This is a genomic window from Quadrisphaera sp. INWT6, assembly GCF_015390235.1.
Classification (GTDB): domain Bacteria; phylum Actinomycetota; class Actinomycetes; order Actinomycetales; family Quadrisphaeraceae; genus Quadrisphaera.
Window position 1 is genome coordinate 1 of record NZ_VUOH01000007.1, and the last position, 25452, is coordinate 25452.

25 protein-coding genes, 1 tRNA gene and 4 pseudogenes are annotated in these 25452 nt (G+C 76.0%); 6 read left to right on the forward strand and 24 right to left on the reverse strand.

Going from position 1 to position 25452, the window contains the following annotated elements:
* Positions 1–55: 55 nt before the first annotated feature.
* On the reverse strand, positions 56–202 hold the full coding sequence (locus F1641_RS19150; RefSeq protein ID WP_194908301.1) for a hypothetical protein: 147 nt from the start codon (positions 200–202) through the stop codon (positions 56–58).
* 294 nt (positions 203–496) lie between these two features.
* On the opposite strand from F1641_RS19150, the gene F1641_RS19155 reads away from it, so the two are divergent.
* Positions 497–1663 (forward strand): DUF349 domain-containing protein, encoded by a 1167-nt coding sequence (locus F1641_RS19155; protein ID WP_309225730.1) that lies wholly within the window; start codon positions 497–499, stop codon positions 1661–1663.
* 686 nt (positions 1664–2349) lie between these two features.
* On the opposite strand, the pseudogene F1641_RS19160 reads toward F1641_RS19155, so the two are convergent.
* The 10 genes and pseudogenes from F1641_RS19160 to ruvA form a co-directional block, all read right to left on the reverse strand.
* Positions 2350–4598 (reverse strand): annotated as a pseudogene (locus F1641_RS19160) (RelA/SpoT family protein).
* A gap of 211 nt (positions 4599–4809) precedes the next feature.
* Entirely contained in the window at positions 4810–5358 is a 549-nt protein-coding gene (locus F1641_RS19165; protein ID WP_194908239.1) for an adenine phosphoribosyltransferase, read from the reverse strand.
* Positions 5355–6515 carry a protein translocase subunit SecF gene (gene secF / locus F1641_RS19170; protein ID WP_194908241.1) on the reverse strand — a complete coding sequence of 387 codons (1161 nt, stop codon included), beginning with the start codon at positions 6513–6515 and terminating at the stop codon, positions 5355–5357. Before secF ends, F1641_RS19165 begins: the two co-directional genes overlap by 4 nt.
* Before the next feature lies 1 nt (position 6516).
* On the reverse strand, positions 6517–7056 hold the full coding sequence (locus tag F1641_RS20270; RefSeq protein ID WP_206691539.1) for a hypothetical protein: 540 nt from the start codon (positions 7054–7056) through the stop codon (positions 6517–6519).
* An 8-nt stretch (positions 7057–7064) separates the two neighbouring features.
* Positions 7065–7601, reverse strand: coding sequence for a preprotein translocase subunit SecD (locus tag F1641_RS23590; RefSeq protein ID WP_206691540.1), 537 nt, complete (start codon positions 7599–7601; stop codon positions 7065–7067).
* Positions 7492–7854: pseudogene (locus F1641_RS24080) on the reverse strand (protein translocase subunit SecD); the annotation flags it as partial. The gene F1641_RS23590 and the pseudogene F1641_RS24080, both read right to left, overlap by 110 nt.
* Positions 7851–8381, reverse strand: a complete 531-nt coding sequence (locus F1641_RS24085) for a hypothetical protein (protein WP_375541516.1) — start codon at positions 8379–8381, stop codon at positions 7851–7853. The pseudogene F1641_RS24080 and the gene F1641_RS24085, both read right to left, overlap by 4 nt.
* 362 nt (positions 8382–8743) lie before the next feature.
* Entirely contained in the window at positions 8744–9067 is a 324-nt protein-coding gene (gene yajC / locus F1641_RS19180; protein WP_194908243.1) for a preprotein translocase subunit YajC, read from the reverse strand.
* Positions 9068–9078: 11 nt separating this feature from the next.
* Positions 9079–10275: a Holliday junction branch migration DNA helicase RuvB gene (gene ruvB, locus F1641_RS19185; protein WP_194908245.1), complete on the reverse strand. Its 1197-nt coding sequence runs from the start codon at positions 10273–10275 to the stop codon at positions 9079–9081.
* Positions 10275–10913 carry a Holliday junction branch migration protein RuvA gene (ruvA, locus tag F1641_RS19190; RefSeq protein ID WP_194908247.1) on the reverse strand — a complete coding sequence of 213 codons (639 nt, stop codon included), beginning with the start codon at positions 10911–10913 and terminating at the stop codon, positions 10275–10277. The genes ruvB and ruvA overlap by 1 nt, the downstream gene beginning before the upstream one ends.
* A gap of 129 nt (positions 10914–11042) precedes the next feature.
* On the opposite strand from ruvA, the gene ruvC reads away from it, so the two are divergent.
* A complete protein-coding gene (ruvC, locus tag F1641_RS19195; protein WP_375541515.1) occupies positions 11043–11567 on the forward strand; it encodes a crossover junction endodeoxyribonuclease RuvC in 525 nt (174 codons plus the stop codon).
* Positions 11568–11699: 132 nt separating this feature from the next.
* Here ruvC and F1641_RS19200 read toward each other — a convergent pair whose 3' ends face one another.
* Entirely contained in the window at positions 11700–12446 is a 747-nt protein-coding gene (locus F1641_RS19200; RefSeq protein WP_194908249.1) for a YebC/PmpR family DNA-binding transcriptional regulator, read from the reverse strand.
* A gap of 128 nt (positions 12447–12574) precedes the next feature.
* Positions 12575–13198, reverse strand: a complete 624-nt coding sequence (gene pdxT / locus F1641_RS19205; RefSeq protein ID WP_309225731.1) for a pyridoxal 5'-phosphate synthase glutaminase subunit PdxT — start codon at positions 13196–13198, stop codon at positions 12575–12577.
* Between the two features lie 35 nt (positions 13199–13233).
* On the opposite strand from pdxT, the pseudogene kynU reads away from it, so the two are divergent.
* The 4 genes and pseudogenes from kynU to F1641_RS19225 all read left to right on the forward strand — a co-directional run bounded on the left by kynU (position 13234) and on the right by F1641_RS19225 (position 16096).
* A pseudogene (gene kynU / locus F1641_RS24090) lies at positions 13234–14525 on the forward strand (kynureninase).
* On the forward strand, positions 14522–15247 hold the full coding sequence (locus F1641_RS19215; RefSeq protein ID WP_206691543.1) for a hypothetical protein: 726 nt from the start codon (positions 14522–14524) through the stop codon (positions 15245–15247). Before kynU ends, F1641_RS19215 begins: the two are co-directional and overlap by 4 nt.
* Before the next feature lie 76 nt (positions 15248–15323).
* Entirely contained in the window at positions 15324–15728 is a 405-nt protein-coding gene (locus F1641_RS19220; protein ID WP_194908253.1) for a helix-turn-helix domain-containing protein, read from the forward strand.
* Positions 15728–16096 (forward strand): hypothetical protein, encoded by a 369-nt coding sequence (locus tag F1641_RS19225; RefSeq protein WP_194908254.1) that lies wholly within the window; start codon positions 15728–15730, stop codon positions 16094–16096. The genes F1641_RS19220 and F1641_RS19225 overlap by 1 nt, the downstream gene beginning before the upstream one ends.
* A 398-nt stretch (positions 16097–16494) precedes the next feature.
* Here the strand turns inward: F1641_RS19225 and pdxS are convergent, their stop codons facing one another.
* The 11 genes and pseudogenes from pdxS to F1641_RS19280 form a co-directional block, all read right to left on the reverse strand.
* Positions 16495–17403, reverse strand: coding sequence for a pyridoxal 5'-phosphate synthase lyase subunit PdxS (pdxS, locus tag F1641_RS19230; protein ID WP_194908255.1), 909 nt, complete (start codon positions 17401–17403; stop codon positions 16495–16497).
* Positions 17404–17437: 34 nt separating this feature from the next.
* The gene (locus F1641_RS19235; protein ID WP_194908256.1) at positions 17438–18034 is read right to left on the reverse strand and encodes an NUDIX hydrolase; all 597 of its coding nucleotides are present in this window, start codon (positions 18032–18034) and stop codon (positions 17438–17440) included.
* Positions 18031–18642: an NUDIX hydrolase gene (locus F1641_RS19240; RefSeq protein ID WP_206691544.1), complete on the reverse strand. Its 612-nt coding sequence runs from the start codon at positions 18640–18642 to the stop codon at positions 18031–18033. The genes F1641_RS19235 and F1641_RS19240 overlap by 4 nt, the downstream gene beginning before the upstream one ends.
* Positions 18639–19865, reverse strand: coding sequence for a glycosyltransferase family 4 protein (locus F1641_RS19245; protein ID WP_194908257.1), 1227 nt, complete (start codon positions 19863–19865; stop codon positions 18639–18641). Before F1641_RS19245 ends, F1641_RS19240 begins: the two co-directional genes overlap by 4 nt.
* On the reverse strand, positions 19862–20896 hold the full coding sequence (locus F1641_RS19250; RefSeq protein WP_194908258.1) for a phosphatidylinositol mannoside acyltransferase: 1035 nt from the start codon (positions 20894–20896) through the stop codon (positions 19862–19864). Before F1641_RS19250 ends, F1641_RS19245 begins: the two co-directional genes overlap by 4 nt.
* Complete coding sequence (gene pgsA / locus F1641_RS19255; protein WP_194908259.1) at positions 20889–21524, reverse strand: phosphatidylinositol phosphate synthase; 636 nt, start codon at positions 21522–21524, stop codon at positions 20889–20891. The genes F1641_RS19250 and pgsA overlap by 8 nt, the downstream gene beginning before the upstream one ends.
* Before the next feature lie 76 nt (positions 21525–21600).
* Positions 21601–22100 (reverse strand): annotated as a pseudogene (locus F1641_RS19260) (HIT domain-containing protein).
* Between the two features lie 98 nt (positions 22101–22198).
* Entirely contained in the window at positions 22199–24208 is a 2010-nt protein-coding gene (gene thrS / locus F1641_RS19265; protein WP_194908260.1) for a threonine--tRNA ligase, read from the reverse strand.
* 60 nt (positions 24209–24268) lie between these two features.
* Positions 24269–24919 carry an MOSC N-terminal beta barrel domain-containing protein gene (locus F1641_RS22640; protein ID WP_194908262.1) on the reverse strand — a complete coding sequence of 217 codons (651 nt, stop codon included), beginning with the start codon at positions 24917–24919 and terminating at the stop codon, positions 24269–24271.
* Between the two features lie 62 nt (positions 24920–24981).
* Positions 24982–25053 (reverse strand) — tRNA-Val (locus F1641_RS19275).
* A gap of 43 nt (positions 25054–25096) precedes the next feature.
* The gene (locus tag F1641_RS19280) at positions 25097–25447 is read right to left on the reverse strand and encodes a PGPGW domain-containing protein (RefSeq protein WP_206691545.1); all 351 of its coding nucleotides are present in this window, start codon (positions 25445–25447) and stop codon (positions 25097–25099) included.
* Between the last annotated feature and the right edge of the window lie 5 nt (positions 25448–25452).

The following is a 25452-nucleotide window of genomic DNA, read 5'->3' on the forward strand; positions in this document are numbered from 1 at the left end:
ACGGCGCCCCCGCCGCCGAGCAGGAGGGCGCACCGGTCGAGGAGGTGGCTCCCGCTCAGGAGGCGGCCCCCGCCGCGGACGGGGCCGGCTCCGCCGCCGAGGGGGTGCCGGCCGACGCGCCCGCCCCCGACCAGTCCGAGGCCGCCGCCGCCGTCGACCCCGCGGTCGACCCGGCCAGCGCCCCCGAGACGCTGACCGACACCCCCGACGAGCCCACCGGCGAGGCCGCTGCCGAGCCTGCGGCCGAGGCGCCGGCGGAGGCGTCCGAGCCCCGCCGCCGAGGCCGCTGCGGCCCCGGCCCCGGCCCCGTCCGGCGGCTCGCCGCGCCCGCGCCCCGCGCCGGGCCCCAAGGGCGGCCGTCGCGGCCCCAAGCCGCACGCCCCGTCGGTGCGCCCCGCCGTCCGTCCTGCGTCCGACCCCACCCCGTGGGGCCGCATGGGACGCCGAGGGCGTCGTCTGGGTCCGCACCGCCGAGGGCGAGCGCCAGGTCGGCACCGTGGTCGACGCCTCCGAGGCCGACGCGCTGGCCCACTACGGCCGCGAGTTCGACGCGCTGGTCGCGCAGGTCGACATCGCCGAGCAGCGCCTGATGTCCGCCGAGGTGGCTCCGGGTGAGGTCGTGGGCCAGCTCCGCGCCCTGCGCGGCACCCTCGCCGACGTCCAGGCCGTGGGTGACCTCGAGGGCCTGGCCCAGCGCACCCGCGACCTCGAGGCCGTGGCCGCGGCCCGCCGCGAGGAGGCCGACGCCGCCCGCTCCGCCGCCCGCGAGGCCGGGCTCGCCTCGCGCACCGCGATCGTGGAGGAGGCCGAGCAGATCGCGGCCACCGACCCCGAGCGCATGCAGTGGCGCCCCAGCGGTGACCGGCTCCGCGAGCTGCTCGACGCGTGGAAGGAGGCGCAGCGCACGCTCCGCCTCGACAAGAAGTCCGAGGACGAGCTGTGGAAGCGCTTCAGCGCCGCCCGCACGACCTTCGACCGCGCACGCCGCGCGTACTTCTCCCAGCTCGAGGACCGCAACGCCGACTCGCGCTCCGTGAAGGAGGCCATCGTCGTCGAGGCGGAGAAGCTCTCCACGTCGACCGAGTGGGGCCCCACCTCCACCGCCTACCGGGTCCTCATGGACCGCTGGAAGGCGGCGGGCCGCGGCTCCCGCAAGGACGACGACGCCCAGTGGGCGCGCTTCCGCGCCGCGCAGGACGTCTTCTTCGCCGCGCGCACCCAGGCCAACGAGGCCGAGGACGAGGAGTTCCGCGGCAACCTCGTGGTCAAGGAGGAGCTGCTGGTCGAGGCGGAGAAGCTGGTCCCCGTGACCGACTTCCGCTCGGCGCGCAAGGCCCTGCGCGACATCGGCGAGCGGTGGGAGGCGGCGGGCAAGGTGCCGCGCGCCGACCTGCAGCGGGTGGAGAAGCGGATGCGCGCCGTCGAGCAGGCCGTCAACGACGCCGAGCGCGCCACCTGGAAGCGCACCAACCCCGAGGTCAAGGCCCGGGCCGACAGCGCGGTGGAGCAGCTGGAGCGCGCGGTCGCCGGCCTCGAGGCCGACCTCGCCGCCGCGCAGGCCAAGGGCGACGCGCGCGCCGAGTCGCAGGCCCAGGCCGCGCTGGAGGCCCGCCGCCTCTGGCTCGACGCCGCCCGCCGCACCGCGGAGGAGACCTCCGCCTGAGCGACCCCGTCGCCGGCTGACCGCCCGCCGGCGCCGCCCGCACCACCCGCTCCTCGGAGCGGGCCTGTGGACGGCGCCAGCGGGCGGTCGCCGTTCCGGGGCAGGCTGGCGCGGTGGTCGCTCCCGCCCTGGCCTGGCTCCTCCCGCCGCCCGCCCGAGGGCTGCCGCTCGACGCGCTCCCCGAGCGCGAGCTGGCGGTGCTCGTGCGCGAGGGCCTGGTGGTGCGCGCGGCCGGCGCGCACCTCCCCGCGGACGCCGCCGGCTGCAGGGCCGCCCGGGCCTCCGTGCTCGCGGGCAGGCTCGAGCCCGGCGACGTCGTGGCGGGGGCCGCGGCGCTGTGGCTCCACGGGGCCGTGGAGGGCTGCGGGGTGGTCGACGTCCTCGTCGCGGGCCGCTCGGGGGGCTCGCGCCGCGACCCCGCGTGGCGGCGCACCCGCACCGCCGCGCTCCCCCGGGCCCAGCGCACCCGCGTCTGCGGCGTCCCGGTGACCACCCTGGAGCGGGCCGCCGCCGACGTCGCGCTGTGGCTGCCTCCCGGTGAGGCCGAGCCGCTGGTCAGCGCGGCGCTCGCCGGGGGCGCCGACGCCGGGCTCGTCCTGCGCGCGCTCGAGGTGGGCCCGCGCCCGGGGCTGCGCCGGGTCCGGCGGCAGCTGCGGGGACGCCTGGGCGCCGGCGGCCCGGCGGGCTCAGGCCTGCCGGCTGCCGGTGATCCGGTAGACGTCGAACACGCCGTCGACGCGGCGCACCGCGTTGAGCACGTGGTCGAGGTGGGTGGCGTCAGCCATCTCGAAGGTGAAGCGCGACACCGCGACCCGGTCGCGCGAGGTGGTGACCTGCGCCGACAGGATGCTGACGTGGTTGTCGGAGAGCACCCGGGTGACGTCGGACAGCAGCCGCGACCTGTCCAGGGCCTCGACCTGGATCTGCACCAGGAAGACGCTCGCCGAGCCCGGGTCCCACTCGACCTCCAGGATGCGGTCGGGCTCGGTGCGCAGGCGACCACGTTGCCGCAGTCCTCCCGGTGCACCGAGACGCCGGCGCCCCGGGTCACGAAGCCGACGATCGAGTCTCCGGGGACCGGGGTGCAGCAGCGGGCGAGCTTGACCCACACGTCGTCGGCGCCCTTGACCACCACGCCGGGGTCGCCGGTGCGCGGGCGGCGGACCGCCGGTGAGGGGGTGGTGGCCTCCGCGATGTCCTCGGTGGCGCCCTCCTCGCCGCCGAGTGCGCTGACCAGCTTCTCCACCACGGACTGCGCCGAGACGTGGCCCTCGCCGACGGCGGCGTACAGCGACGAGACGTCGACGTAGCGCATCTCGTTGGCGAGGCCCAGCAGGCCCTCGTGGCTCATCAGCCGCTGGATCGGCAGGTGCTGCTTGCGCATCGCCTTGGCGATGGCGTCCTTGCCCTGCTCGACGGCCTCCTCGCGGCGCTCCTTGGAGAACCACGCGCGGATCTTGTTGCGCGCCCTCGGGCTCTTGACGAAGGTCAGCCAGTCGCGGCTGGGCCCGGCGCCCTCGACCCGCGAGGTGAAGATCTCCACGACGTCGCCGTTGTCGAGCGCCGACTCCAGCGGCACCAGACGCCCGTTGACGCGGGCGCCCATCGTGCGGTGGCCCACCTCGGTGTGCACCGCGTAGGCGAAGTCGACCGGGGTGGAGCCGGCGGGCAGGCCGATGACCTCGCCCTTGGGGGTGAAGACGAAGACCTGCTGGGCGTTGATCTCGAAGCGGAGGCTGTCGAGGAACTCGCCGGGGTCGGAGGTCTCGGACTGCCAGTCGACCAGCTGCCGCAGCCAGGACATGTCCTCGAGGCTGCCGCCGTCGGCGCCGACGGAGGGCTGGCCCCCGGCCCCGCGGGCGCCGGCGTCCTTGTACTTCCAGTGAGCGGCCACGCCGTACTCGGCGCGGCGGTGCATGTCGTGGGTCCGGATCTGGATCTCCACGGCCTTGCCCTCGGGGCCCACGACCGTCGTGTGCAGCGACTGGTACATGTTGAACTTGGGCATCGCGATGTAGTCCTTGAACCGGCCCGGCACCGGGTTCCAGCGCGCGTGCAGCGCACCGAGGACGGCGTAGCAGTCGCGGACGGTGTCGACCAGGACGCGCAGCCCGACCAGGTCGTAGATGTCGGTGAAGTCGTGGCCCCGGACGATCATCTTCTGGTAGACGGAGTAGTAGTGCTTCGGGCGGCCGGAGACGGTGGCGCGGATCTTGGCGGCCCGCAGGTCGGCGGTGACCTGCTCGCGCACGGTCGCGAGGTACTCCTCGCGGGCGGGGGTGCGCTCGGCGACGAGGCGCACCACCTCCTCGTGCATGCGCGGGTAGAGGGTGGCGAAGGAGATGTCCTCCAGCTCCCACTTGATGGTGTTCATGCCCAGGCGGTGGGCCAGCGGCGCGTAGATCTCGAGCGTCTCGCGGGCCTTCTTCTCGGCCGAGGCCGCGGGCACGAACTTCCAGGTGCGGGCGTTGTGCAGCCGGTCCGCCAACTTGATGACCAGCACGCGGATGTCCTTGGCCATCGCCACGACCATCTTGCGCACGGTCTCGGCCTGGGCCGCGTCGCCGTAGGTGACCTTGTCGAGCTTGGTGACGCCGTCGACGAGGTTGGCCACCTCGTCGCCGAACTCGCGGCGCAGCTCTGCCAGGGCGTAGCCGGTGTCCTCGACGGTGTCGTGGAGCAGCGCCGCGGCCAGCGTCGGCGGGGTCATGCCCAGCTCGGCGAGGATCGTCGCGACGGCGACGGGGTGGGTGATGTACGGGTCGCCGCTCTTGCGGCGCTGCCCGCGGTGGGCCTTCTCGGCGACGACGTAGGCGCGCTCGAGGACGGCGGTGTCGGCGCGGGGGTGGTTGGCCCGCACGGCCTTGAGCAGCGGCTCGATCGCCGCGGGGCTCGTGGGCGGGCGGGTGCCGAGGCGGGCGAGGCGCCGGCGGATGCCGCTGCCCGGGGCAGGGGCTCCGGGCCCGTCTCGTCCGGGGCCTCGCTCGCGCGCGGGCTCGGCACGGTCTGCTCAGCCACGAGTCACCTCCGGTTCCGGTCCGCCGGGGGCCCGTCGGGCCCGCACGAGCGGTCCGGACGATCCTACGGCGCGAGGACCCGGGTGGGACCGCGCCGGGGTCGAGCGGGTCGAGCGGGTGGTGCGGGCCTCAGCCCGGGGGCACCTGCAGGAGCGAGACCACCGGGACGTCCTCCCCGGCGGCGGCCCGCAGCACCGTGCGCCCGCCGAGGGCCGGCAGCTCCATGAGGAAGCCGGCTCCCGCCACGGTCCCGCCCAGCCGCTGCACCAGAGCGCAGGCGGCGGCGGCCGTGCCACCGGTGGCGAGGACGTCGTCGACGACGAGCACCCGGGCGCCCGCGGGCACGGCGTCCTCGTGCGCCTCGATGACGGCCTCGCCGTACTCGAGCGAGTACGCCTGCCGCACCGTGCGCCACGGCAGCTTGCCGGCCTTGCGCAGCGGCACGAACCCGGCGCCGAGGGCGAGGGCCAGCGGGGTGCCGACCACGAAGCCGCGGGCCTCGACCCCGGCCACGAGGTCGACGGGCCCGAGGGTCCGTGCCAGCTCGGCGATGCCGTCGGTCGCGGTGCGCAGCGCGGCCGGGTCGGACAGCAGCGGGGTGATGTCCCAGAAGGTGATGCCGGGTGAGGGGTGGTCCGGCACCGAGCGGAGCAGCCCCGCGAGGTCGGCCGGGGTCACCGGCGGCGGCCGCCGGGACGGCGCGGCTGCTGCCGCTGGCCCCCCGAGGGGCTGCGGGTGCCGCGGCGGGCCGGGCGCTCCAGGACCGCCGTGGTGGTGGCGGCCCCCTCGGTCGCCTCGCCGCCCGGGGCGGTGGCGCTCGCCGCACCCGCGCCCGCGCCCGCGGCCACCGGCACCGAGGAGCCCGTGCGGCGCGACAGCACGCGCTCGCGCTGGCGGGCGATGTCGGGCTCGCGCTCGCGCATCTGCACGTACAGCGGCGGCGCGAGGAAGACCGAGGAGTACGTGCCGGCGATGATGCCGACGAAGAGCGCGAGGGAGATGTCGCGCAGGGTGCCAGCGCCGAGCAGGAACGCACCGATGAAGAGGATCGAGGCGACCGGGAGCAGCGCCACCACCGAGGTGTTGATGGAGCGCACCAGCGTCTGGTTCACCGCGAGGTTCGCGGCCTCGGCGAACGTCCGGTTGCTGCTCGACAGCACGTGCTCGGTGTTCTCGCGGACCTTGTCGAACACCACGACCGTGTCGTACAGCGAGTACCCGAGGATGGTCAGGAAGCCGATCACGGTGGCGGGTGTGACCTCGAAGCCCGACAGCGAGTACACGCCCGCGGTGATGACGACGTCGTGCACCAGGGCGACCAGCGCCGCGGCCGACATCTTCCAGGTGCGGAAGTACAGCCCCAGCACCACCGCGGCCAGGACCACGAAGATCAGCAGTCCGCGGACCGCGTTGGCGGTGACGTCGGCGCCCCAGCTCGGGCCGACGAAGGACGAGGTCACCGACGCGGGCTGCACGCCGTAGCCCTGGGCGAGGGCGGTGGCGACCTGGTCGGTCTGCTCCTGGCTCAGGCGCTCGGTCTGGACGCGGACGGCGTTCTCGCCGACAGAGGAGATGCGCGGGGGCTCGCCGTCGGGCACCACGGAGGTGACGGCCTGCTCGGCCGGCTCCTGGGAGGTGGTGGTGACGTCGGAGACGCGGAACTCCGAGCCACCGCGGAACTCGATGCCGCCGTTGAGGCCCTTGGTGAGCAGCAGGACGACGGAGAGGCCGACGAGCAGTGCGGCGACCACGTACCAGGTGCGGCGGGTGCGCATGACGTCGATCCCGCGCTTGCCGGAGTAGAGGTCGTTGCCGAGCTGGGCGAAGGACGGCATGTCAGCGCTCCTCGCTGGTCGGGCCGGACGGCGTCTGCGGGTCCGCGGAGGGCGGGTCGCCTCCGGCCTCCCGCTGCCGGGCCGCCTCGGCGGCGCGGCGCTCGGCGATGGTGGCGCGGCCGCCGCCGGCGCTCACCGACTGCCGCTCGCGCTCGGGCGCGGCGCTGGTGTCGAGGTCGTCGGCGCCGTGGGCCTCCTCCGCCGGGGCGGAAGCCCGCGACGGGCGCGGCCGGCGCTCGACCGGCGTGCGCACCCGTCCGCGGCCGGCGTAGGCCGGGACCGGGGCCCGGCCGAGCCGCTCGGCGTCGAAGCCCGAGAGCCGGTGACCGCTGGCGAAGAACTTCTTGCGGGCGATGAGCACCAGCACCGGGTGGGTGAAGAGCACCACGACGAGCAGGTCGATGACCGTGGTGAGACCCAGGATGAAGGCGAAGCCCTTGACCCCGCCGACGGCGAGGAAGTACAGCACCGCCGCGGCGAGGAAGTTCACGACGTCGGAGATGATGATCGTCCGCCGGGCGCGGGCCCAGCCGGTCTCCACCGCGGAGGTCAGCGAGCGGCCCTCGCGACCTCGTCGCGGACGCGCTCGAAGAACACGATGAACGAGTCGGCGGTGATGCCGATCGAGACGATGAAGCCCGCGACGCCGGCCAGGCTCAGGCGGTAGCCGTAGCCCCAGCCGAGGAGCACGGTCAGCAGGTAGGAGATCCCGGCGGCCAGGAAGAGGCTCGCGACGGTGACCAGGCCGAGCGCCCGGTACTGCGCCATCGAGTAGACGACCACCAGCACCAGGCCGATGGCACCGGCGAGCAGGCCGCGCTCGAGCTGCTCGGAGCCGAGGACGGCCGAGATGCGCTCGACGGACTGCTGCGTGAAGGAGATCGGCAGGGCGCCGAACTTCAGCTGGTTCGCCAGCGTCCGTCGCGGTCTCCTGGGTGAAGGAGCCGCTGATCTGGGCGTTGCCGTCGGTGATCGGGCTGTTGACGGACGGGGCCGAGACGACGGTGCCGTCGAGCACGATGGCGAACTGGTTGCGGGGGCTCTCGAGGCCGAACAGGCGCGTGGTGGTGGTGCGGAACTCGTCACCGCCCTCGCTGTCGAAGCTCAGGTTGACGACCCACTGGCCGTTGCTCGCCCCGGTGCTCGTGGTGCCGAGGCCGGCGGTCGCGTCGTCGATGTCCGTGCCCTCGACCTCGACCGGGCCGAGCAGGTACTTGGCCGCGCCGTCCGAGGAGCAGGTCGCGATGGGCCCGCTCGGGTCGTCGTCGAGCTCGCGGCCGACCTGCACCGGGTTGCTGCAGTCGAGGGCCTGGAAGGCGGCGCCCAGCTCGGGGGTCACCTGCGACAGGTCGCTCGGGTCGGTGGAGCTCGCCGAGGGCGTCGCGCCGTCGGTGGCGGCCGCCGCGTCGGTGGTGGTCGGCGTCGCCGCGGCGTCCGTCGCCGCCGGGGTGGCTGCGGCCGCGTCGGTCGCGGCGTCGGTCGCAGCGGGCGTCGAGCCGGCCATGAGCGCGCCGGGCAGGCGGCTGCCCTGGGCGCTCTCCGTCGCGGCGGGCGCGGCGGTGTCGGTCGCCGCGGGGGTGGCCGCGTCGGTGGCGCCCTCGGTGGCAGCGGGGGTCGACCCGTCGGTCGCCGCGGGCGTGGCCCCGTCGGTCGTCGCCGGGGTCGCGCCGTCGGTGGCGGCCGGGTCGGCCCCGTCGAGGGAGGCCGCCGGGACGGGCGCGCCGGAGGCGACGGCCAGGACCGGGCGGAAGCGCATCTGCGCCGACTGCGAGACCAGCTCGACGGCACCGGCCTGCTCGCCGGGTCGCCGGGGAGGCTGACGATGATGTTGTTGCCGCCGGAGCTGGTGATCTCCGCCTCGGTCAGGCCCGAGGAGTCGACGCGCTGGCGGATGATCGTGATCGCGTCGGCGATCGTCTGGTCGGTGATCTGGTCACCGCTCTGACCACCGCGCAGCTGCGGCGTCAGGATGATCTGCGTGCCGCCGGCGAGGTCGAGCGCCAGCTTGGGCGTCAGCCCCGCACCGCCCCACTGGACGGCGGCGCCGAGACCGGCGACGAGGGCGACCACCAGGGCCGTCAGCCAGAGCAGCGAGCGCTTGGCGCGGGAGGTGGAGGAGCGGGAACGGGCCAACGGGGTCTCTTCCGGACGGGGGCCGGCGCGGAGCCGGCCAGGATCAGCGCTCGGGGCGCTCCGGCGCCTCGGCGAGCCCCCCGGTCGTCCCGCCGTCAGCGGCGGTGGTCCCGGGGGTGGTGTGGGTGGAGGACGTCGACGCCGCGGACTGCTCCGACGGGTCGGTCACGACGGCGTCCTCGACCTTGCGGGCCCACGGCCGCGCGCGCCCAGGTGGTGCGCACGCCGTCGGCGACCTCGAGGTCGATCGTGGTGTCGCCGACCTCGACGATGCGCGCGTACAGGCCCGAGGTGGTCATGACGCGCTGGCCGACGGCGAGCGTCGACTGCATGTCGGAGACGGCGCGCTGCTGCTTGCGCCCGCGCAGGACGAGCCAGAGCAGGAGCAGGACCGGGAGGAGGAGGATCAAGGCGTCCATCGGCAGCGACCCTACCCGCCGTGGCTGGGCGGTTCCGGGCTTCGGCCGGACTGCCCGGGATCGTCGGCGCCGAGCGCTCCCCCGCCCCAGCCCCCGCCGGGGCGGGCCAGCGGGGGCTCGAGGCCCAGGTGGCGCCACGCGGCCTCGGTGGCCACGCGCCCGCGCGGCGTCCTGCCGATGAGGCCCTCGCGCACCAGGAACGGCTCGACGACCGTCTCCACGGTCTCGCCCTCCTCCCCCACCGCGACGGCCAGCGTCGACAGGCCCACGGGACCGCCGCCGAAGGTGCGGCACAGCGCGCGCAGCACGGCCCTGTCGATGCGGTCGAGCCCCAGCGGGTCGACCTCGTAGACCTCCAGCGCGGCGCGCGCGGCAGCCTCGTCGACCACCCAGCCCGAGGGGTCGGCGGCGGCGCCCCCCGCCCCGGGGCCGCGCACGAGCGTCCAGTCGCGCACGCGCCGGAGCAGGCGGTTGGCGATGCGCGGTGTGCCGCGCGAGCGCCGGGCGACCTCGCGGGCCCCCTCCGAGGTCAGCGGCACGCCGAGCAGCGCCGAGGAGCGGTGCAGCACCCGCTGCAGCTCCTCGGCGGAGTAGAAGTCGAGGTGGGCGGTGAAGCCGAACCTGTCGCGCAGCGGCGCGGGCAGCAGCCCGGCGCGGGTGGTGGCCCCGACCAGGGTGAACGGCGGCAGGTCGAGCGGGATGGCGGTGGCGCCGGGCCCCTTCCCGACCACGACGTCGACGCGGAAGTCCTCCATCGCGACGTAGAGGAGCTCCTCGGCGGGGCGGGCGACCCGGTGGACCTCGTCGACGAAGAGCACGTCGCCCTCCTCCAGCGAGGTCAGGACGGCCGCGAGGTCTCCGGCGTGCTGGATGGCGGGCCCGCTGGTGATGCGCAGGTTGGTGCCCAGCTCGGCGGCGATGATCATCGACAGCGTGGTCTTGCCCAGGCCGGGCGGGCCGGACAGCAGCACGTGGTCGGGCGCCCGGCCGCGCGCCCGGGCGGACTCGAGGACGATCGAGAGCTGGTCGCGGACCACCTGCTGGCCGACGAAGTCGCGCAGGCTCTTGGGGCGCAGGGCGCTCTCGGCGGCGCGCTCGGTCTCGTCGGCACCGGGGCCCACCAGGCGGTGGTCCACGAGGTCGGACGCGGTGTCCGGCCCGTCTCCGGAGAGCTCGCGCGACCCGTCGCCCGGGAGGGAGGGGGCCATCAGTGCCGCCCGAGGTGGCGCAGGGCCGCCCGCAGGGTGGTGGCCAGGTCGGGCTCGCCGCCGTCGGCCGGCGCCGCGGTGCCGCCCTCGCCGGTGACCGCCGCGACGGCGTCCTCCGCCTGCTTCGCGTTGAAGCCGAAGCCGACCAGCGCCTCGACCACCGGCGACGGCGCGGGCCGTGCCGCGGCCGGCGCCGCCGCTGCCGGCTTCCCGGCGCGGCTCGCGGGCAGCTCGTGCGGGGGGCCGAGCCGGTCGGCCAGCTCCAGCACCATCCGCTGCGCGCCCTTGTGCCCGATGCCCGGCACGCGCTTGAGGGCCGTCAGGTCCTCCGCGGCGACGGCGACGCGCAGCTCCTCCGGGGAGTGCACCGCCAGCACGGCGAGCGCCAGCTTGGGGCCGACGCCGGTGACGGTCTGGAGGACCTCGAACACCTCGCGCTCGTCGGACTCGGCGAAGCCGAACAGGGTGAGCGAGTCCTCCCGGACCACCAGGGACGTGTGCAGCAGGGCCTCCTGGCCGCGCCGCAGGTCACCGAGGGTGCGGGGGGTCGCGAGCACGAGCATGCCGACGCCGCCCACCTCGACGACGGCGCCGTCGAGCCGCAGCGACAGGACCGTGCCGCGCACAGAAGCAATCACGGGGCGCAGCCTCGCACGGCCCTCCGACAGCCCCAGCAGCCCCGGGACGCCCGCGCCCTGGACGCCCGCGCGTGACTCTCGGTCATGTCGCTTCACCCGAACGGGCGTGCGACGTGCGAGGCTGGCGGGGTGCGCGTGATGGGTGTCGACCCGGGGCTCACCCGGTGCGGGTGGGGCGTCGTCGACGGCCTGCCCGGTCGGAAGGTGCGCCTGGTCGACGTCGGCGTCGTCCGCACCGACCCCGACCTGCCGCTGGCCCAGCGCCTGCTGCAGGTGGCGGACGGCCTGACCGCCGTCCTGCGCGAGTGCCTGCCCGACTCCGTGGCCGTCGAGCGGGTCTTCGCCCGCAACGACGTCTCCACGATCATGGGCACGGCCCAGGCCAGCGGCATCGCCATGATGCTCGCCGCGCAGCACGGGCTGCCGGTCGACAGCCACACCCCCAGCGAGGTCAAGGCCGCCGTCACCGGCAGCGGCCGCGCCGACAAGGCCCAGGTGACCCTCATGGTCACCCGCATCCTCGGGCTGGCCGAGGCCCCGAGGCCGGCGGACGCCGCCGACGGCCTCGCGCTGGCCATCTGCCACCTGTGGCGCGGCGGCCCGTCGGCCGCCCACGACGAGACCCTGCACCCCACCACCCCGTGGGAGCCCTGACCGGGACCGCCGGCGCCCCCACGGCCGCGCAGACGGCGTGGGCCCGCGCCGCCGCAGCGGCACGGGCCCAGCCGAAGGGGTGGCGCGTCCCCGTCCGGTGAGGCGGGTCGCGCTCCCGGTCTCGAGGAGCCGTCAGGCGTCCTCGAGGACCCCGTCCGGGATGTCGAGGTTGGCGTAGACGTTCTGCACGTCGTCGAGGTCGTCGAGGGCGTCGATGAGCTTGAGCACCGACTGGGCCTTCTCGGCCTCGACCGGCACCTGCATCGACGGGACGAAGGCGGCCTCGGCCGAGTCGTACTCGATGCCGGCCTCCTGCAGCGCGGTGCGCACCGCGACCAGGTCGGTGGCCTCGCTGATGACCTCGTAGGTGTCGCCCAGGCGGTTGACCTCCTCGGCGCCCGCGTCGAGGACCGCGGTGAGCACGTCGTCCTCGTCGAGCTCGCCCGCGGGGACCTCGACGACGCCCTTGCGGGTGAAGAGGTAGGAGACGCTGCCCGGGTCGGCCATGGTGCCGCCGTTGCGGGTGAAGGCCACGCGCACGTCGGAGGCGGCGCGGTTGCGGTTGTCGGTGAGGCACTCGACCAGGACGGCGACGCCGTGGGCGGCGTAGCCCTCGTACATGATCGTCTGGTAGTCGGCCCCGCCGGTCTCGGCGCCCGAGCCGCGCTTCACGGCGCGGTCGATGTTGTCGTTGGGGACCGAGTTCTTCTTCGCCTTGGTGATGGCGTCGTAGAGCGTCGGGTTGCCGGCCGGGTCACCGCCGCCGGTGCGGGCGGCGACCTCGATGTTCTTGATCAGCTTGGCGAAGGCCGAGCTGCGGCGAGCGTCCTTGACGGCCTTCTGGTGCTTCGTGGTAGCCCACTTGGAGTGGCCTGACATCAGCACGTCCCTCTGCGTCGTAGCGGCGGCTGCAGCGCACCGGCGGGTGGCCGGGCGGCGGCAGCGCAGGATCTGCCCAGATCTTACCGCTGGTGGTGCTCCCGGCCCTCCTGAGCACCAGCCGGCGGTCAGCCGGTGATCATGGAGACGAACAGCGCGTGCACCCGGTGGTCGCCGGTGATCTCCGGGTGGAACGACGTCGCCAGCAGGTGCCCCGACCTGACGGCCACGACGCGCCCGCCGCCGGCCCCGCCCGCGCTGGTCGTGGCGAGCACCTCCACGCCGTCGCCGACCTCCTCCACCCAGGGGGCGCGGATGAACGCCGCCCGCACGGGCCCGCCGTCGACGCCGGCGACGGCGAGGTCCTCCTCGAACGACTCCACCTGCCGCCCGAAGGCGTTGCGGCGCACGAGGACGTCGAGCCCGCCGAAGGTGCGCTGGCCGGGGATCCCGTCGACGAGCCGGTCGGCGAGCATGATCAGACCCGCGCACGAGCCGTAGGCGGGCATCCCGCCGGCGATGCGCTCGGTCACCAGCTCGTGCAGCTCGAAGGTGCGGGCCAGCTTGTCGATGACGGTCGACTCCCCGCCGGGGAGCACCAGCGCGTCGACGGCGCGCAGCTCGCTGGGCCGCCGCACCGGCACCGCGCGGGCGCCGGCGGCCTCCAGGGCGCGGGCGTGCTCGCGGACGTCGCCCTGGAGGGCCAGGACTCCGACCAGGGGGGCGGACGCCGAGGGGGTGCTGGTGCTCACGGCCACGATCCTCCCAGCGCGCCCCCGGAGGCAGGATGGGCCCCGTGACGACCACCTCCGCGCAGCCCCGGCCCGACGTCGCCGACCTCGCGCAGCGCGCGGCCGAGCTCGAGGCCGCCGACCCCCTGGGCTCCCTGGCCGACAGGTTCGACCTCCCCGACCACGGCTCGGTCTACCTCGTCGGCAACAGCCTCGGGGCGCTGCCCCGCGCCGTGGCCCCCGCCGTCGCCGACGCCGTCGGCCGCCAGTGGGGCCGGTCGCTCGTCGCGGGGTGGAACACCGAGGGCTGGTGGACGGCGCCGCTGCGCGTCGGCGACCGCGTGGGAGAGCTGGTCGGCGCGGCCCCGGGGCAGGTGGTGGTGGGTGACACCACGAGCGTCCAGCTGCACAAGGCCCACCTCGCGCTGGCCGCGCAGGCGCGCCGCCGCGACCCGGCCCGGCGCGTGGTGGTGGCCGACCCGGGCTCGTTCCCCACCGACCTGTACGTGCTGGCCTCCGACGCCCGGCTCGCCGGGCTCGAGGTGGTGCTCGCCTCCCCGCCCGACGTGCCCGCCGTGCTCGCGGAGCGGGGCGAGGAGGTGGCGCTGGTGACCCTGAGCCAGGTCGACTACCGCACCGGCGAGCTCTGGACCTGCCCGGCCTCACCCGCGCCGCTCACGGCGCCGGCGCCCTGGTGCTGTGGGACCTGTGCCACTCCGCCGGCGTGGTGCCCGCCGGCCTCGACGCCCACGACGTCGACTGCGCCGTGGGCTGCAGCTACAAGTTCCTCAACGGGGGCCCCGGCGCGCCGGCCTGGATCTACGTGGCCCGGCGCCTGCAGGACGGCTTCGCCAACCCGGTGCCGGGGTGGCACTCGGCGGCGCAGCCCTTCGCGATGAGCCCCGAGTACTCCCCCGCCACCGACGCGTCGGTGGCCCGCACCGGGACGCCGCCGGTCCTCAGCCTGCTGGCCCTCGAGGCGGCGCTCACCGCCTACGACGGCGCGGCGGTGGAGGAGGTGCGGGCGCGCTCGCTGTCGCTGACCGGGTTCGCGCTGGAGGCGCTCGACGCGCTCGTGCCCGAGGTCGACGTCGTGACCCCGCGCGCCCCCGAGCGGCGCGCCAGCGCGCTGGCGCTGCGCCACCCCCAGGCGTGGGGGCTCTCCCGCGCCCTGGCCGCGCGCGGCGTCCACGGCGACTTCCGCGCGCCCGACGTCGTGCGCTGGGGCGTGGCACCGCTCTACCTGACGCACGCGGACCTGCTCACCGCCGTCGTCGCCCTGCGCGAGGTGCTGGACGGCGGGGAGCACCTGGCCGCCGAGGCCGGCGACCGGCCGACCGTCACGTGAGCGAGGCCCCTCCCCCGCCGCTGGCGTGGCTGCCCCCCGAGGAGGAGCCGTGGGCGCTGTCGCTGGTGGTGCGCGTCGAGCGCGAGAGCGCCGGTGGGCCGCCCGCCCACACGGACGTGCTGGTGGCGACCGCCCGCGCCGTGGTCGCGCTGCTGGTCGACGAGCGCACGGCTGACCCCGAGGGCGTCTTCCACGACGCCGTGGAGCGGTGGCGGGGCCAGCGGATCCGCAAGATCGGGCGCCGCGCGCGGGGCGCCCGCTGGGACCGGACGGCCGACCTCCCCCACGTCGAGGCCCGCTCCGGGACCGCACAGGTGCGCGCCTTCGCACCCCACCCCCGCGACGACGCCCCGAAGGTCCTCCGCGACCTCCAGGTCGGCGGGCTCGAGCTCACCGACCCCTCCGAGCGTGATCATGGGCGTCCGCCACCCTCGAGCGGTCCGGTGCTCACCGTCCGACTGGCCCCCGGGGTGTCCATGAGCACCGGCAAGGCCGTCGCCCAGGTGGGGCACGCGGCGCAGCTGGCGCTCGAGCGGCTCGACCGCCGCACGGTGCTCGCCTGGCTCGAGGGCGCAGACCCGGACGTCGCCACCGGCCTCGGCGTCCGGGTGGTCGAGGGGGGACCCGTGCTGCCCGCGTCGCGCCGGGTAGACGTCCGCGACGCCGGCTACACCGAGGTGGCCCCCGGGACGGTGACGGTCAGCGCCGGCTTCGAGGGCTGACCGGCGCGGCGGCCCCGCCACACCGCGCCCAGCGCATTTATTGACTGATCGTTCATCTATGAACGATGATGGGCGCATGGCGAGACCCCGCAGCTTCGACGAGGCGGTCGTCGTCGACGCCGCCGCACGGTGCTTCACCGAGCTCGGCTACGCCGCCACCTCCGTCGACGACCTGGTCAGCGCCACCGGCCTGCACCGCGGCAGCCTCTACGGCGCCTTCGGCAGCAAGCGCGGCCTCTTCCTCGCGGCCCTGGCCCGCCACACGGCGCCCGCCGGCGAGCGCGCGCTCGACCTGCTGCTCGTGGCCGCGCTCGAGCTGGCCCCGCACGACGAGGAGGTGCGCGCCGTCGTCGAGCGCTCCTGCGCGGCCCTCGGGGAGAGCGCTGCCACCTCGCTGGGCCACCGCCTCCTCGAACGCGCCGGGGTGCAGAGCGCCGCCCCTCCAGCACCGCAGCCCCACCCGACACCCAGGAGGTCCTGATGGCCCGCATCCGCGTCAGCGACGCACACCTCGAGGTCCGGCTCACCGGCCTCGACGCGCTCTGGGCTCTCCGGCGCGGCCTGACCGTGCCGCTGAGCGCCGTGCGCGGCGCGACGGCCGACCCCGGCGCGGCCGCCGAGCCCAAGGGCGTGCGCGCCCCCGGCCTGCACCTGCCGGGCGTGGCCGCCGTCGGCACGTTCCACCGCGGTGGCGACAAGACGCTCTACGCCGTGCACTCGGGGCGGCGCACCGTGGTGGTGCAGCTCGACCCGGGGCCGGAGACGTCGGGGTTCGCGCGCGCCGTCGTCGAGGTCGCGGACCCCCGAGCCGCCGTCGACGCCGTCAACCGGGCGCTCGCCCGGCGATAGTCGCCCCGCCGCGAGCCCCGCCGCGAGCCCTGCGGCCAGTGATCACGGGCGTCCCGCCACCGATCACGGGGTCCGGTGGGTCCGTGCTGGGCGAACGCCTCCGGCAGACCGTGATCACGTCGTCGGGCGCGCGAGCGCCGCGCTGCCCGGAGCGCGACGACGTCGGCGGCTGACCGCGGTCACCTCCCGCGCTGACCGCGGTCACCTGGCACCCCGGCCTCCTGGACCGAGGCACCGCCAGGTGACCGCGGTCAGGACGGGGACTGACCGCGGTCACCTGGCGACGGGGGGGGCTCGGAGGGCACAGCCCCTGGGCGCCAGGACGACGAACGGCCGGCACCCCTCGCAGGGATGCCGGCCGTTCGTGCGCGAGCCCGGCGCTGGTCAGCGCCGGAGCGTCACCAGCCGCGGGTGGCGAGCCGGTGCGGCTCCGGGATGGCCTCGACGTTCAGGCCGACCATGGCCTCGCCCAGGCCGCGGGAGACCTTGGCGATGACGTCGGCGTCGTCGTGGAAGGTCGTCGCCTGGACGATCGCCTCGGCGCGCTGCTGCGGGTTGCCCGACTTGAAGATGCCCGAGCCCACGAAGACGCCGTCGGCACCGAGCTGCATCATCATCGCGGCGTCGGCCGGGGTGGCGATGCCGCCGGCGGTGAACAGCACGACGGGCAGGCGGCCGGCCTCGGCGACCTCGACGACCAGGTCGTACGGGGCCTGGAGCTCCTTGGCGGCGACGTACAGCTCGTCCTTGCTGAGCGAGGTCAGCCGCTGGATCTCGGCGCGGATCGTGCGCATGTGCGTGGTGGCGTTGGAGACGTCACCCGTGCCGGCCTCGCCCTTGGAGCGGATCATCGCCGCGCCCTCGGTGATGCGGCGCAGCGCCTCGCCCAGGTTGGTGGCGCCGCAGACGAAGGGCGCCGTGAACTTCCACTTGTCGATGTGGTGCGTGTAGTCGGCCGGGGTGAGCACCTCGGACTCGTCGACGTAGTCGACCCCGAGGCTCTGCAGCACCTGCGCCTCGACGAAGTGCCCGATGCGCGCCTTCGCCATGACGGGGATCGAGACCTCGGCCTGGATCGCGTCGACCAGGTCGGGGTCGCTCATGCGGGCCACGCCGCCCTGAGCGCGGATGTCGGCCGGGACGCGCTCGAGGGCCATGACGGCGACGGCGCCGGCGTCCTCGGCGATGCGCGCCTGCTCAGCGGTGACGACGTCCATGATGACGCCGCCCTTGAGCATCTCAGCCATCCCGCGCTTCACGCGGGAGGTGCCCACCTGGGACGGGGAGGTCTGGGAGGTCTCGGACATGGGTCCATCGTAGGCCCGGCCCGGATCGCCCCGATCAGTCGCCGATGTCGCGCTGGTCACCGTCCCAGCCGCCCAGCAGGCCCTCCACCAGCGGCACCAGGCCGTGGGGGTACACGACGGCGCCGGCGGCCTGGGCGGCGGCGAGCTCGGGCAGCGACCACCAGCGGAGCTCGTCGAGGACGTCGCCCTCCAGCGCCGTCCACCCGGCCGTCGAGACGCCCCGCTCCTCGGCCCCGGGCACGACGGCGAGGTAGAAGAGCTCGTCCTGCCGGCAGGTGCGCGCGAGGAAGTCGAAGACGGCGCTGCGGCTGCCGACCGGGCCGACCAGGTGCGCCGGGTCGAGGTCGAGCCCGGTCTCCTCGCGCAGCTCGCGGGCGGCGGCGGCGCGGGGGTCCTCGCCGTCGGCGATCCCGCCGCCGACCGTGAACCACCAGGAGCGCCCGACCTCGTCGGCGTCGTGGCCGCGCACCAGCAGCAGCCGCACCTCCTCCGGCCCGGCACCGCGGGCGGTGTCGACGAGGAGCACCCGGGCGCCGCGGCGGAACCACAGGCCGTCCTCGCCCAGCACCCACTCGTCCGCCGGCTGCTCCGGCGCGTCAGGCTGGTCCGGCTCGTCCTGCTGCTCGCTCACGCAGCTCCCTCCTGGCCGGCGGCGCGCGCACCCCGGCGGTGTCCCGCGCGCGGCCCGAGGGCCGGCGGCTCGTCGTCGACGTCGAAGGTGCGCGGCAGCGGCGCGTGCCCGGCCAGGTGGGCCAGGCGCACCACGGCCCCGCGGCGCACCCGGCGGGCGGCCACCACCGAGTCGTTGGCGAAGCGGCGCGCCAGCACCACCCGGTCGCAGGCCGTGGACAGGTCGGCGAGCAGCTCCTCCACCACCTCGTCGCGGCGGTCGTGGAGCTCCTGCACCGCGCCGGGGGTCAGCACCGCCCGCAGCGCCCGCGAGAGGTCGGACTCGGCCACCTCCCGCTCGACGCGCTCCATCGGCGCGTCCAGCGGGGCGGTCGCCTCGGCGGCGGCGCTGGCGAGCAGCAGGGCGCTGGCCGGGTCGAGCGCCCCCGACGCCGCGAGCGCCTCGGTCGCGGCCGCGCGCCGCAGCAGGGCGGCGTCGAGCGCGGCGCGGGTGGTCTCGACGCGCACGTGCAGCCTGTCGAGGCGGCTGGCGCGCGCCGTCAGCCACCACGCGAGCCCGCCCAGCACGACGACGGCGGCGAGCACCAGGGCGACGTCGCCGGCGGTCACGCGCCCCCCTCGAGGCCCGGTCCGCGCCACTGGGAGAGCAGCCGCCCGGCGGCGGGGTCCGGCGCAGCGGCGGTGGCCGAGGCGCCCTGAGCGGCCACCTGGACCCCCGACAGCACCGTCTCGTAGACGGTCTGCACCTCGTGGGCCACCACCGACCAGTCGTAGCGGCGCACCGCGGCGGAGGCCTCGGCGGCGACGGCGGAGCGGCGGTGGGGCCGGGCGAGCAGCGCGCTGGCGGCCGCCGCGAGGGCGGCCGGGTCGTCGACGGGCACCAGCTCGCCGAGCCGCCCGCTCTCCAGCACCCGCGAGAAGGCGGGCAGCGCGCTGGCGACCACCGCCGTCCCCGCGCTCATGGCCTCCACGAGCACGATGCCGAAGCTCTCCCCCGCGGTCTGCGGGGCCACGTAGAGGTCGACCGACGCCAGCAGCGAGGCCTTGTCGGCCTCGGAGACCGACCCGAGCAGCTCCAGGGCGCCGGCGTGCTCGCCGGCAGCGGCCAGCGCGGCGCGGGGGTCTCCGCTGCCGGCGACGAGCACCCGCAGGCCCGGGTGGTCGGCGCGCAGGGCGGGCAGCGCCCGGGCCAGCACCCCGAAGCCCTTGCGCGGCTCCTCGAAGCGGCCCAGGAAGGCGATGACCGGCGCCCCCGGGCGCCCCTGCCACTCCGGCCGCTGCGGCGCGGTCGCGTACCTGTCGACGTGCACCCCGTTGGGGACGACGACGGCGTCGCCCCCCAGGTGCTCGACCACGCGGCGGCGGGCGTCCTCGCTGACGGCGATCCGCGCCGAGAGCTTCTCCAGGCCCGGCCTGACCAGCGGCAGCGCGGCCTGGAGGGCCCGGGAGCGGATCGAGGCGGTGTGGAAGGTGGCCACCAGGGGCGCGTCGGCCCCGAGCATGGCCAGCAGGGAGATGCTCGGTGTGACGGGCTCGTGCAGGTGGACGACGTCGAAGCGGCCCTCGGCCAGCCAGCGGCGCACGCGGAGCCCGACGACGGGCCCGAAGCTCACCCTCGCCACCGAGCCGTTGTACGAGACGGGCACCGCGCCGCCCGCGGAGACCAGCCACGGCGGCGGGGGCCGGTCGGGGTCGGGCGCCGACTCGGTGAGGGGCGCCAGCACCGAGGCCTCGTGCCCCTCCGCCAGCAGCACCTCGGCGAGGTCGGCGACGTGCGCCTGCACGCCCCCGGGGACGTCGAACGAGTAGGGGCAGACCAGCCCGACCCTCACGGCGCCCCTCCCGCGCCGACGGCCGGGCCGCCGTCGGTGAAGATGCGCTGCAGCGCGTGCCAGTCCTCCGGGTGGGCGCGCACGCCCGCCTCCAGCACCGCCACGCAGGCGCGGGTCATGGCGGGCACCTGCTCGCGGCGGCCCAGCGCGGGGTCGGGGAGCACCTCGGGGTGCACCACGGCCACCGCCGTCCAGGTGCGCCAGGCCCGGCGCCGGCCCGGACGGCCCGGACGGCCCGGACGGCCCGCGGCGGGCTCGTAGTGGACGGTCACGGGGAACAGCGGGGCCCGGACGGTCAGCGCCAGCGCCGCGGGCCCGGCCGCGGCGCGCGAGGCCCGGCCCAGCAGCTCGACGTCGACGCCGCTGCCGGTGAGGTCGCGGTCGGCGAGCAGCGGGACGAACGCCCCCGCGCGCAGCCCGCGGACCAGGGCGGGGAAGCCGCCGCCGCTCCCGCCGACCTCGACGGCCACCGCCTGCAGCCCGAGCCGGGCGCGGAAGGCCAGGAACGCCTCGAAGACCTCCCGGGGCTCCAGGCGCTCGACGGCGGTGATGACGGGGCCGTACCCGGCGCCGCGCTCCCCCCAGTGCGCCGCGGCCCACGCGCCGACCTGGTCCCAGCTGCCGCTGTGCCCCAGGAAGGCGACGGCCCCGCGCCCGGAGGCGAGGGCCTCCACGAGGGGGCCGGCGCCCTCCACGCGCGTGCGCCGGTCCAGCTGCTCAGCGGTCCAGGTGTGCAGGCGGAACGCGTCGCACCAGTAGCGGGCGTAGGACGCCAGCCCCGCCCGGGAGCGGGTCCGCAGCGCCCGGCCGGACTCACCGGTGGCCGCGGCCAGCTGCTCCTCCAGGCGGCGCACCCCGGCGCCGCGCCGCAGCCAGGCCAGGTCGGCGCCGGCCGCGAAGGCCAGGCGGGCCACCACCTCGGGCAGCCGCGGAACGACGGCGAAGGCGGCGCGGTACCCCGCGACCGCGGCGCGCTCGCCCCAGCTCGGCCGGGCCGGGCCAGCGGCCGGGCCAGCGGACGGGTCAGCCACCGGCGGGGACCCGGTCGCGCAGCTGGCTGCGCACCAGGGACAGGCGCTGCACGAGCGTGGTGGCGCTGCCGGCGGCGAGCAGCGCCAGCGCCGCCACGAGCACCCCCTGCGGCAGGAAGAGCCCCGTGAACCCGGTCACGACGAGCGTGACCACGAGGCGCTCGCTGCGCTCGACGATCCCGACGTCGGCACGGGCCCCGACGGCCTCGGCGCGGGCCCGGGCGTAGGACACGACGAACCCCAGCACCAGGTTGGCCAGGGCGAGGACGGCGAGGGCCCGCGCCCCGGAGGTGCCGGCGCCGGAGCCCGTGGCGTACAGCAGCAGCCCGCCGAAGACCGCGGCGTCGCCGAACCTGTCGAGCGTGGAGTCGAGGAAGGCGCCCCACGCGCTCGTGCGCCCCGACAGGCGCGCCATCGTGCCGTCGAGGGCGTCGGTGAAGACGAAGCAGGTGATGGCGATCGTGCCCCAGAAGAGCTCGCCGCGGGGGTAGAGCACCAGCGCGGAGACCACCACCCCGACGGTTCCGGCGACGGTGACGGCGTCGGGGGTGACCCGCAGGCGCAGCAGGAGCAGCGCCACCGGGGTCAGCAGGCGGGTCAGCCCGGCCCGGGCGTAGCGGTTCAGCATGGCGTGGTCGAGGGTAGCCGCGAGAGGACCCCGCGCCCGCCGCGCCGCGACCGTCCGGGTCGCCGGGGCGAGGGGATCAGCCCTGCTGGACCCGGCCCGGCTCCCCCGTGCGGGCCCACGCGTCCGCGAGCTTGGCGCGCGTGTCGCCGAGCAGCTCGGGCAGCGCCTTGGTGCGGCCGACCACGGGCAGGAAGTTGGCGTCGCCGCTCCAGCGGGGCACCACGTGCTGGTGCAGGTGCGCGGCGATGCCGGCGCCGCCCGCCTCGCCCTGGTTCATGCCCAGGTTGAAGCCCGCGGGCCGGCTGACCGCGGAGAGCACCCGCAGGGCGCTCTGGGTCAGGGTCGCGACCTCGGAGGTCTCCTCGGGCGTCAGGTCGACGTACCCCGCGACGTGCCGGTACGGGCAGACCAGCAGGTGCCCGGGGTTGTAGGGTAGAGGTTGAGCACCACGAAGCACGCCTCGCCGCGGGCGACGACGAGCGCGTCGTCGTCGTCCAGCGACGGGGCGCGGCAGAACGGGCAGCCCGACCCGGCGTCGGTGCTCGGCGGCTTGTTCTCGCCGCCGATGTACGCCATGCGGTGGGGGGTCCAGAGCCGCTCGAAGCCGTCGGCCTCCCGGGCGAACCCGGCAGGGTCCTCCGCGCCACCCGGGAGCCCGCCGGAGCCGGGCTCGCTCACACCTGGACCCGGGACCGGACCGCCTCGACGATGCGCTCGACGGCCTCGGCCACCGGCACGCCGTTGTCCTGGCTGCCGTCGCGGTAGCGGAAGGAGACCGCGCCCGCCTCGACGTCGTCGCCGCCCGCGATGAGCACGAACGGCACCTTCGCCTTGGAGTGGGTGCGGATCTTCTTCTGCATGCGGTCGTCGGAGTCGTCGACCTCGGCGCGGATCCCCTGCGCCTTGAGCTGGCGGACGACGTCGTGCAGGTGCGGGGCGAAGTCCTCCGCGACCGGCACGCCGACCACCTGCACGGGCGCGAGCCACGGGGGGAAGGCGCCGGCGTAGTGCTCCACGAGCACGCCGAAGAACCGCTCCAGGGAGCCGAACTTCGCCGAGTGGATCATCACCGGCTGCTGGTGGGAGCCGTCGGCGGCGGTGAACTCCAGGCCGAAGCGGGCCGGCTGGTTGAAGTCGTACTGGATGGTCGACATCTGCCAGGTGCGGCCGATGGCGTCACGCGCCTGGACGGAGATCTTCGGGCCGTAGAAGGCGGCGCCGCCCGGGTCGGGCACGAGCTCCAGGCCGGTGCGCTCGGCGCAGCCGCGCAGCACCTCGGTGGCCTGCTCCCACTCCTCGTCGGAGCCGATGAACTTGTCACCGGAACCGCGGGTGGAGAGCTCCAGGTAGTAGTCGTCCAGGCCGAAGTCCTCCAGCAGCCCGAGCACGAAGCCGAGCAGCTTCTCGACCTCCGCCGGCGCCTGCTCGGGGGTGCAGTAGCTGTGGGAGTCGTCCTGGGTCAGGCCGCGCACGCGGGTGAGGCCGTGGACCACGCCGGACTTCTCGTAGCGGTACACCGACCCGAACTCGAAGAAGCGCAGCGGCAGCTCGCGGTAGGAGCGCCCGCGCGACCTGAAGATCAGGTTGTGCATCGGGCAGTTCATGGCCTTGAGGTAGTACTGCGCGTTCTCGAGCTCCATCGGCGGGAACATCGTGTCGGCGTAGTACGGCAGGTGGCCGGAGGTCTCGAACAGGTGCTGCTTGGAGATGTGGGGCGTGCCGACGTAGTCGAAGCCCTCCTCCACGTGCCGGCGGCGGACGTAGTCCTCCATCTCGCGCTTGATGACGCCGCCGCGCGGGTGGAACACCGCCAGGCCGGAGCCGATCTCGTCGGGGAAGGAGAACAGGTCGAGCTCGGCGCCCAGGCGGCGGTGGTCGCGCCGCTCGGCCTCGGCGAGGCGCTCCAGGTGGGCGCGCAGCTCGTCCTTGGACGGCCACGCGGTGCCGTAGACGCGCTGAAGCTGCTGGTTGGCCTGGTCGCCGCGCCAGTAGGCGGCGGCCGTGCGGGTCAGCTGCCAGCCGTTGGCCAGCAGGCGGGTGCTGGGCACGTGCGGGCCGCGGCAGAGGTCCTTCCAGGCGACCTCGCCGCCGCGGCGGACGTTGTCGTAGATGGTGAGCTCGCCGGCCCCGACCTCGACGGAGGCACCCTCGGCCACCTCGTCACCGGCCTCGGGGCTGCCGGTGCCGCCCTTGAGGCCGATCAGCTCGAGCTTGTAGGGCTCGCCGGCCAGCTCGGCGCGGGCCTCCTCGTCGGTGACGACGCGGCGGGCGAAGGTCTGGCCCTCCTTGACGATGCGCTGCATCTCCTTCTCGAGGGCCTTGAGGTCCTCAGGGGTGAAGGGGACGTCGACGTCGAAGTCGTAGTAGAAGCCGTCGCGCACGGGCGGGCCGATGCCGAGCTTGGCCTGCGGGTGCAGCGACTGGACCGCCTGGGCGAGCACGTGCGCGGTGGAGTGGCGCAGCACGTCGAGCCCGTCGGGGCTGCCGACCTCGACGGCCTCGACGGCGTCGCCGTCGGCGAGCTCGCGAGACAGGTCGCGCAGCTCGGGCGCGCCGCCCGCCGCCGTGGTGCGGACGGCGACGACGTCGCGCCGCCCCTCGTACAGCGCGGCGCCGGTGGTGCCGGCCGCGACCTCGCGCTCGGCACCGTCGACCACCACGCGCAGGACTGCAGGCTCAGACACGGCCAGGACTCTACGGCTCGCCGCCCCACGGCCCTCTGCCAGCCGCCCGTCGACCGCCCGTCAGCCGTCGAGGAGCACGACGTCGTCGCCGACGGCCACCTCACCGGTGACGAGGACGTCGGCGTAGACGCCCAGGCACCGCCGGGGCGTGCGCGTCAGCAGCAGCACCGCTCCGGCCGCGCCGCCAGCGCCGCCGATGCCCAGCCGGCGCCCGACCCACCCGCGCTCGGCGCCGGGCTCCGCGACGGCCGGGTCGAGCGCGATGACGGCGTTGGCCCGGCCCCCCGGGTCGCAGCCGCCGGGCAGGGAGCCGTCGTCCTGGAGGAGGGCCTCGGCCGCGCCCGCGGAGACCAGGTGCACCGGGGCGTCAGGGCGCGCCCGCTCGCCCTCCCCTGCGCCAGAGGCACCGGCGCCGTCGGCGAAGCGGGCGCCGGGCCCCGCCAGGTGCTCGGCGGGCGCCGCGCCGCCGCCCGTGAGGTGCAGCTCGCCGTCGTCGCCGACGGACGCGGTGAGGGCGGCGATCCCGGGGGCGTCACGGCGGTGCACCGGGACCCCCGACGCGTCGACGAGCTGCCAGCGGCGGTCGTGCTCGAGGCCCCCGGCCAGCAGCAGTGCGCGCAGCGGCTGGTCACCAGCAGCGGAGCGGAGGGGGAACCGGCGCAGGAGCGCCACGGTGCCGACGACGACGCCGGACGGGGTCTGCAGCGGCACGGGCGACCTCCTGGAACGCCGACGGGCCGCCCCTCGGTGAGGGACGGCCCGTCGGACCCGGGTGGGCGATACTGGGATCGAACCAGTGACCTCCTCGGTGTGAACGAGGCGCTCTACCGCTGAGCCAATCGCCCGGGTGCTCGAAGAACACTACAGGGCCCCGAGCGGTGCTGTGCGTCAGGGGTCGACGCCGGGGATCCCGTCGAGGAAGGCCTGGGCGCCCGAGGGCAGGACGGTGGGCGGGCCGAGGACGACCAGCCACAGGTAGACGCCGCCGACGACGCAGGCGGCCGTGCCCAGCGTGCCGGCCACGCGGAGCCAGCGCGGCTGGCGCGCGGCCCAGCGCGTGAACCGGTGCAGGGCGAGGCGCGCCCGCTTCAGCAGCCGGTGCGCCCAGACGAACTCGCTCGCGAGGACCGCGAGCCCGGCGAGCACCAGGGGGATGCCCCCGGGGCCGGGCAGCCACCCGGTGGCGGCACCCAGCAGGATCAGGAACGCGCCGACGCAGCCGACCACGACCCGGTACACGCGGT

Bases quoted from the DNA above. Each gene is read 5' to 3' on its own strand.
- secF (WP_194908241.1), bottom strand. From the start codon at position 6,515: ATGCCGTCCTTCGCCCAGCTCGGCAACGACCTCTACTCCGGCAAGCGC.
- F1641_RS19200 (WP_194908249.1), bottom strand. From the start codon at position 12,446: ATGTCAGGCCACTCCAAGTGGGCTACCACGAAGCACCAGAAGGCCGTC.
- ruvB (WP_194908245.1), bottom strand. From the start codon at position 10,275: ATGGCCCCCTCCCTCCCGGGCGACGGGTCGCGCGAGCTCTCCGGAGAC.
- pgsA (WP_194908259.1), bottom strand. From the start codon at position 21,524: ATGCTGAACCGCTACGCCCGGGCCGGGCTGACCCGCCTGCTGACCCCG.
- yajC (WP_194908243.1), bottom strand. From the start codon at position 9,067: ATGGACGCCTTGATCCTCCTCCTCCCGGTCCTGCTCCTGCTCTGGCTC.
- F1641_RS19220 (WP_194908253.1), top strand. From the start codon at position 15,324: ATGGCGAGACCCCGCAGCTTCGACGAGGCGGTCGTCGTCGACGCCGCC.
- F1641_RS19225 (WP_194908254.1), top strand. From the start codon at position 15,728: ATGGCCCGCATCCGCGTCAGCGACGCACACCTCGAGGTCCGGCTCACC.
- pdxS (WP_194908255.1), bottom strand. From the start codon at position 17,403: ATGTCCGAGACCTCCCAGACCTCCCCGTCCCAGGTGGGCACCTCCCGC.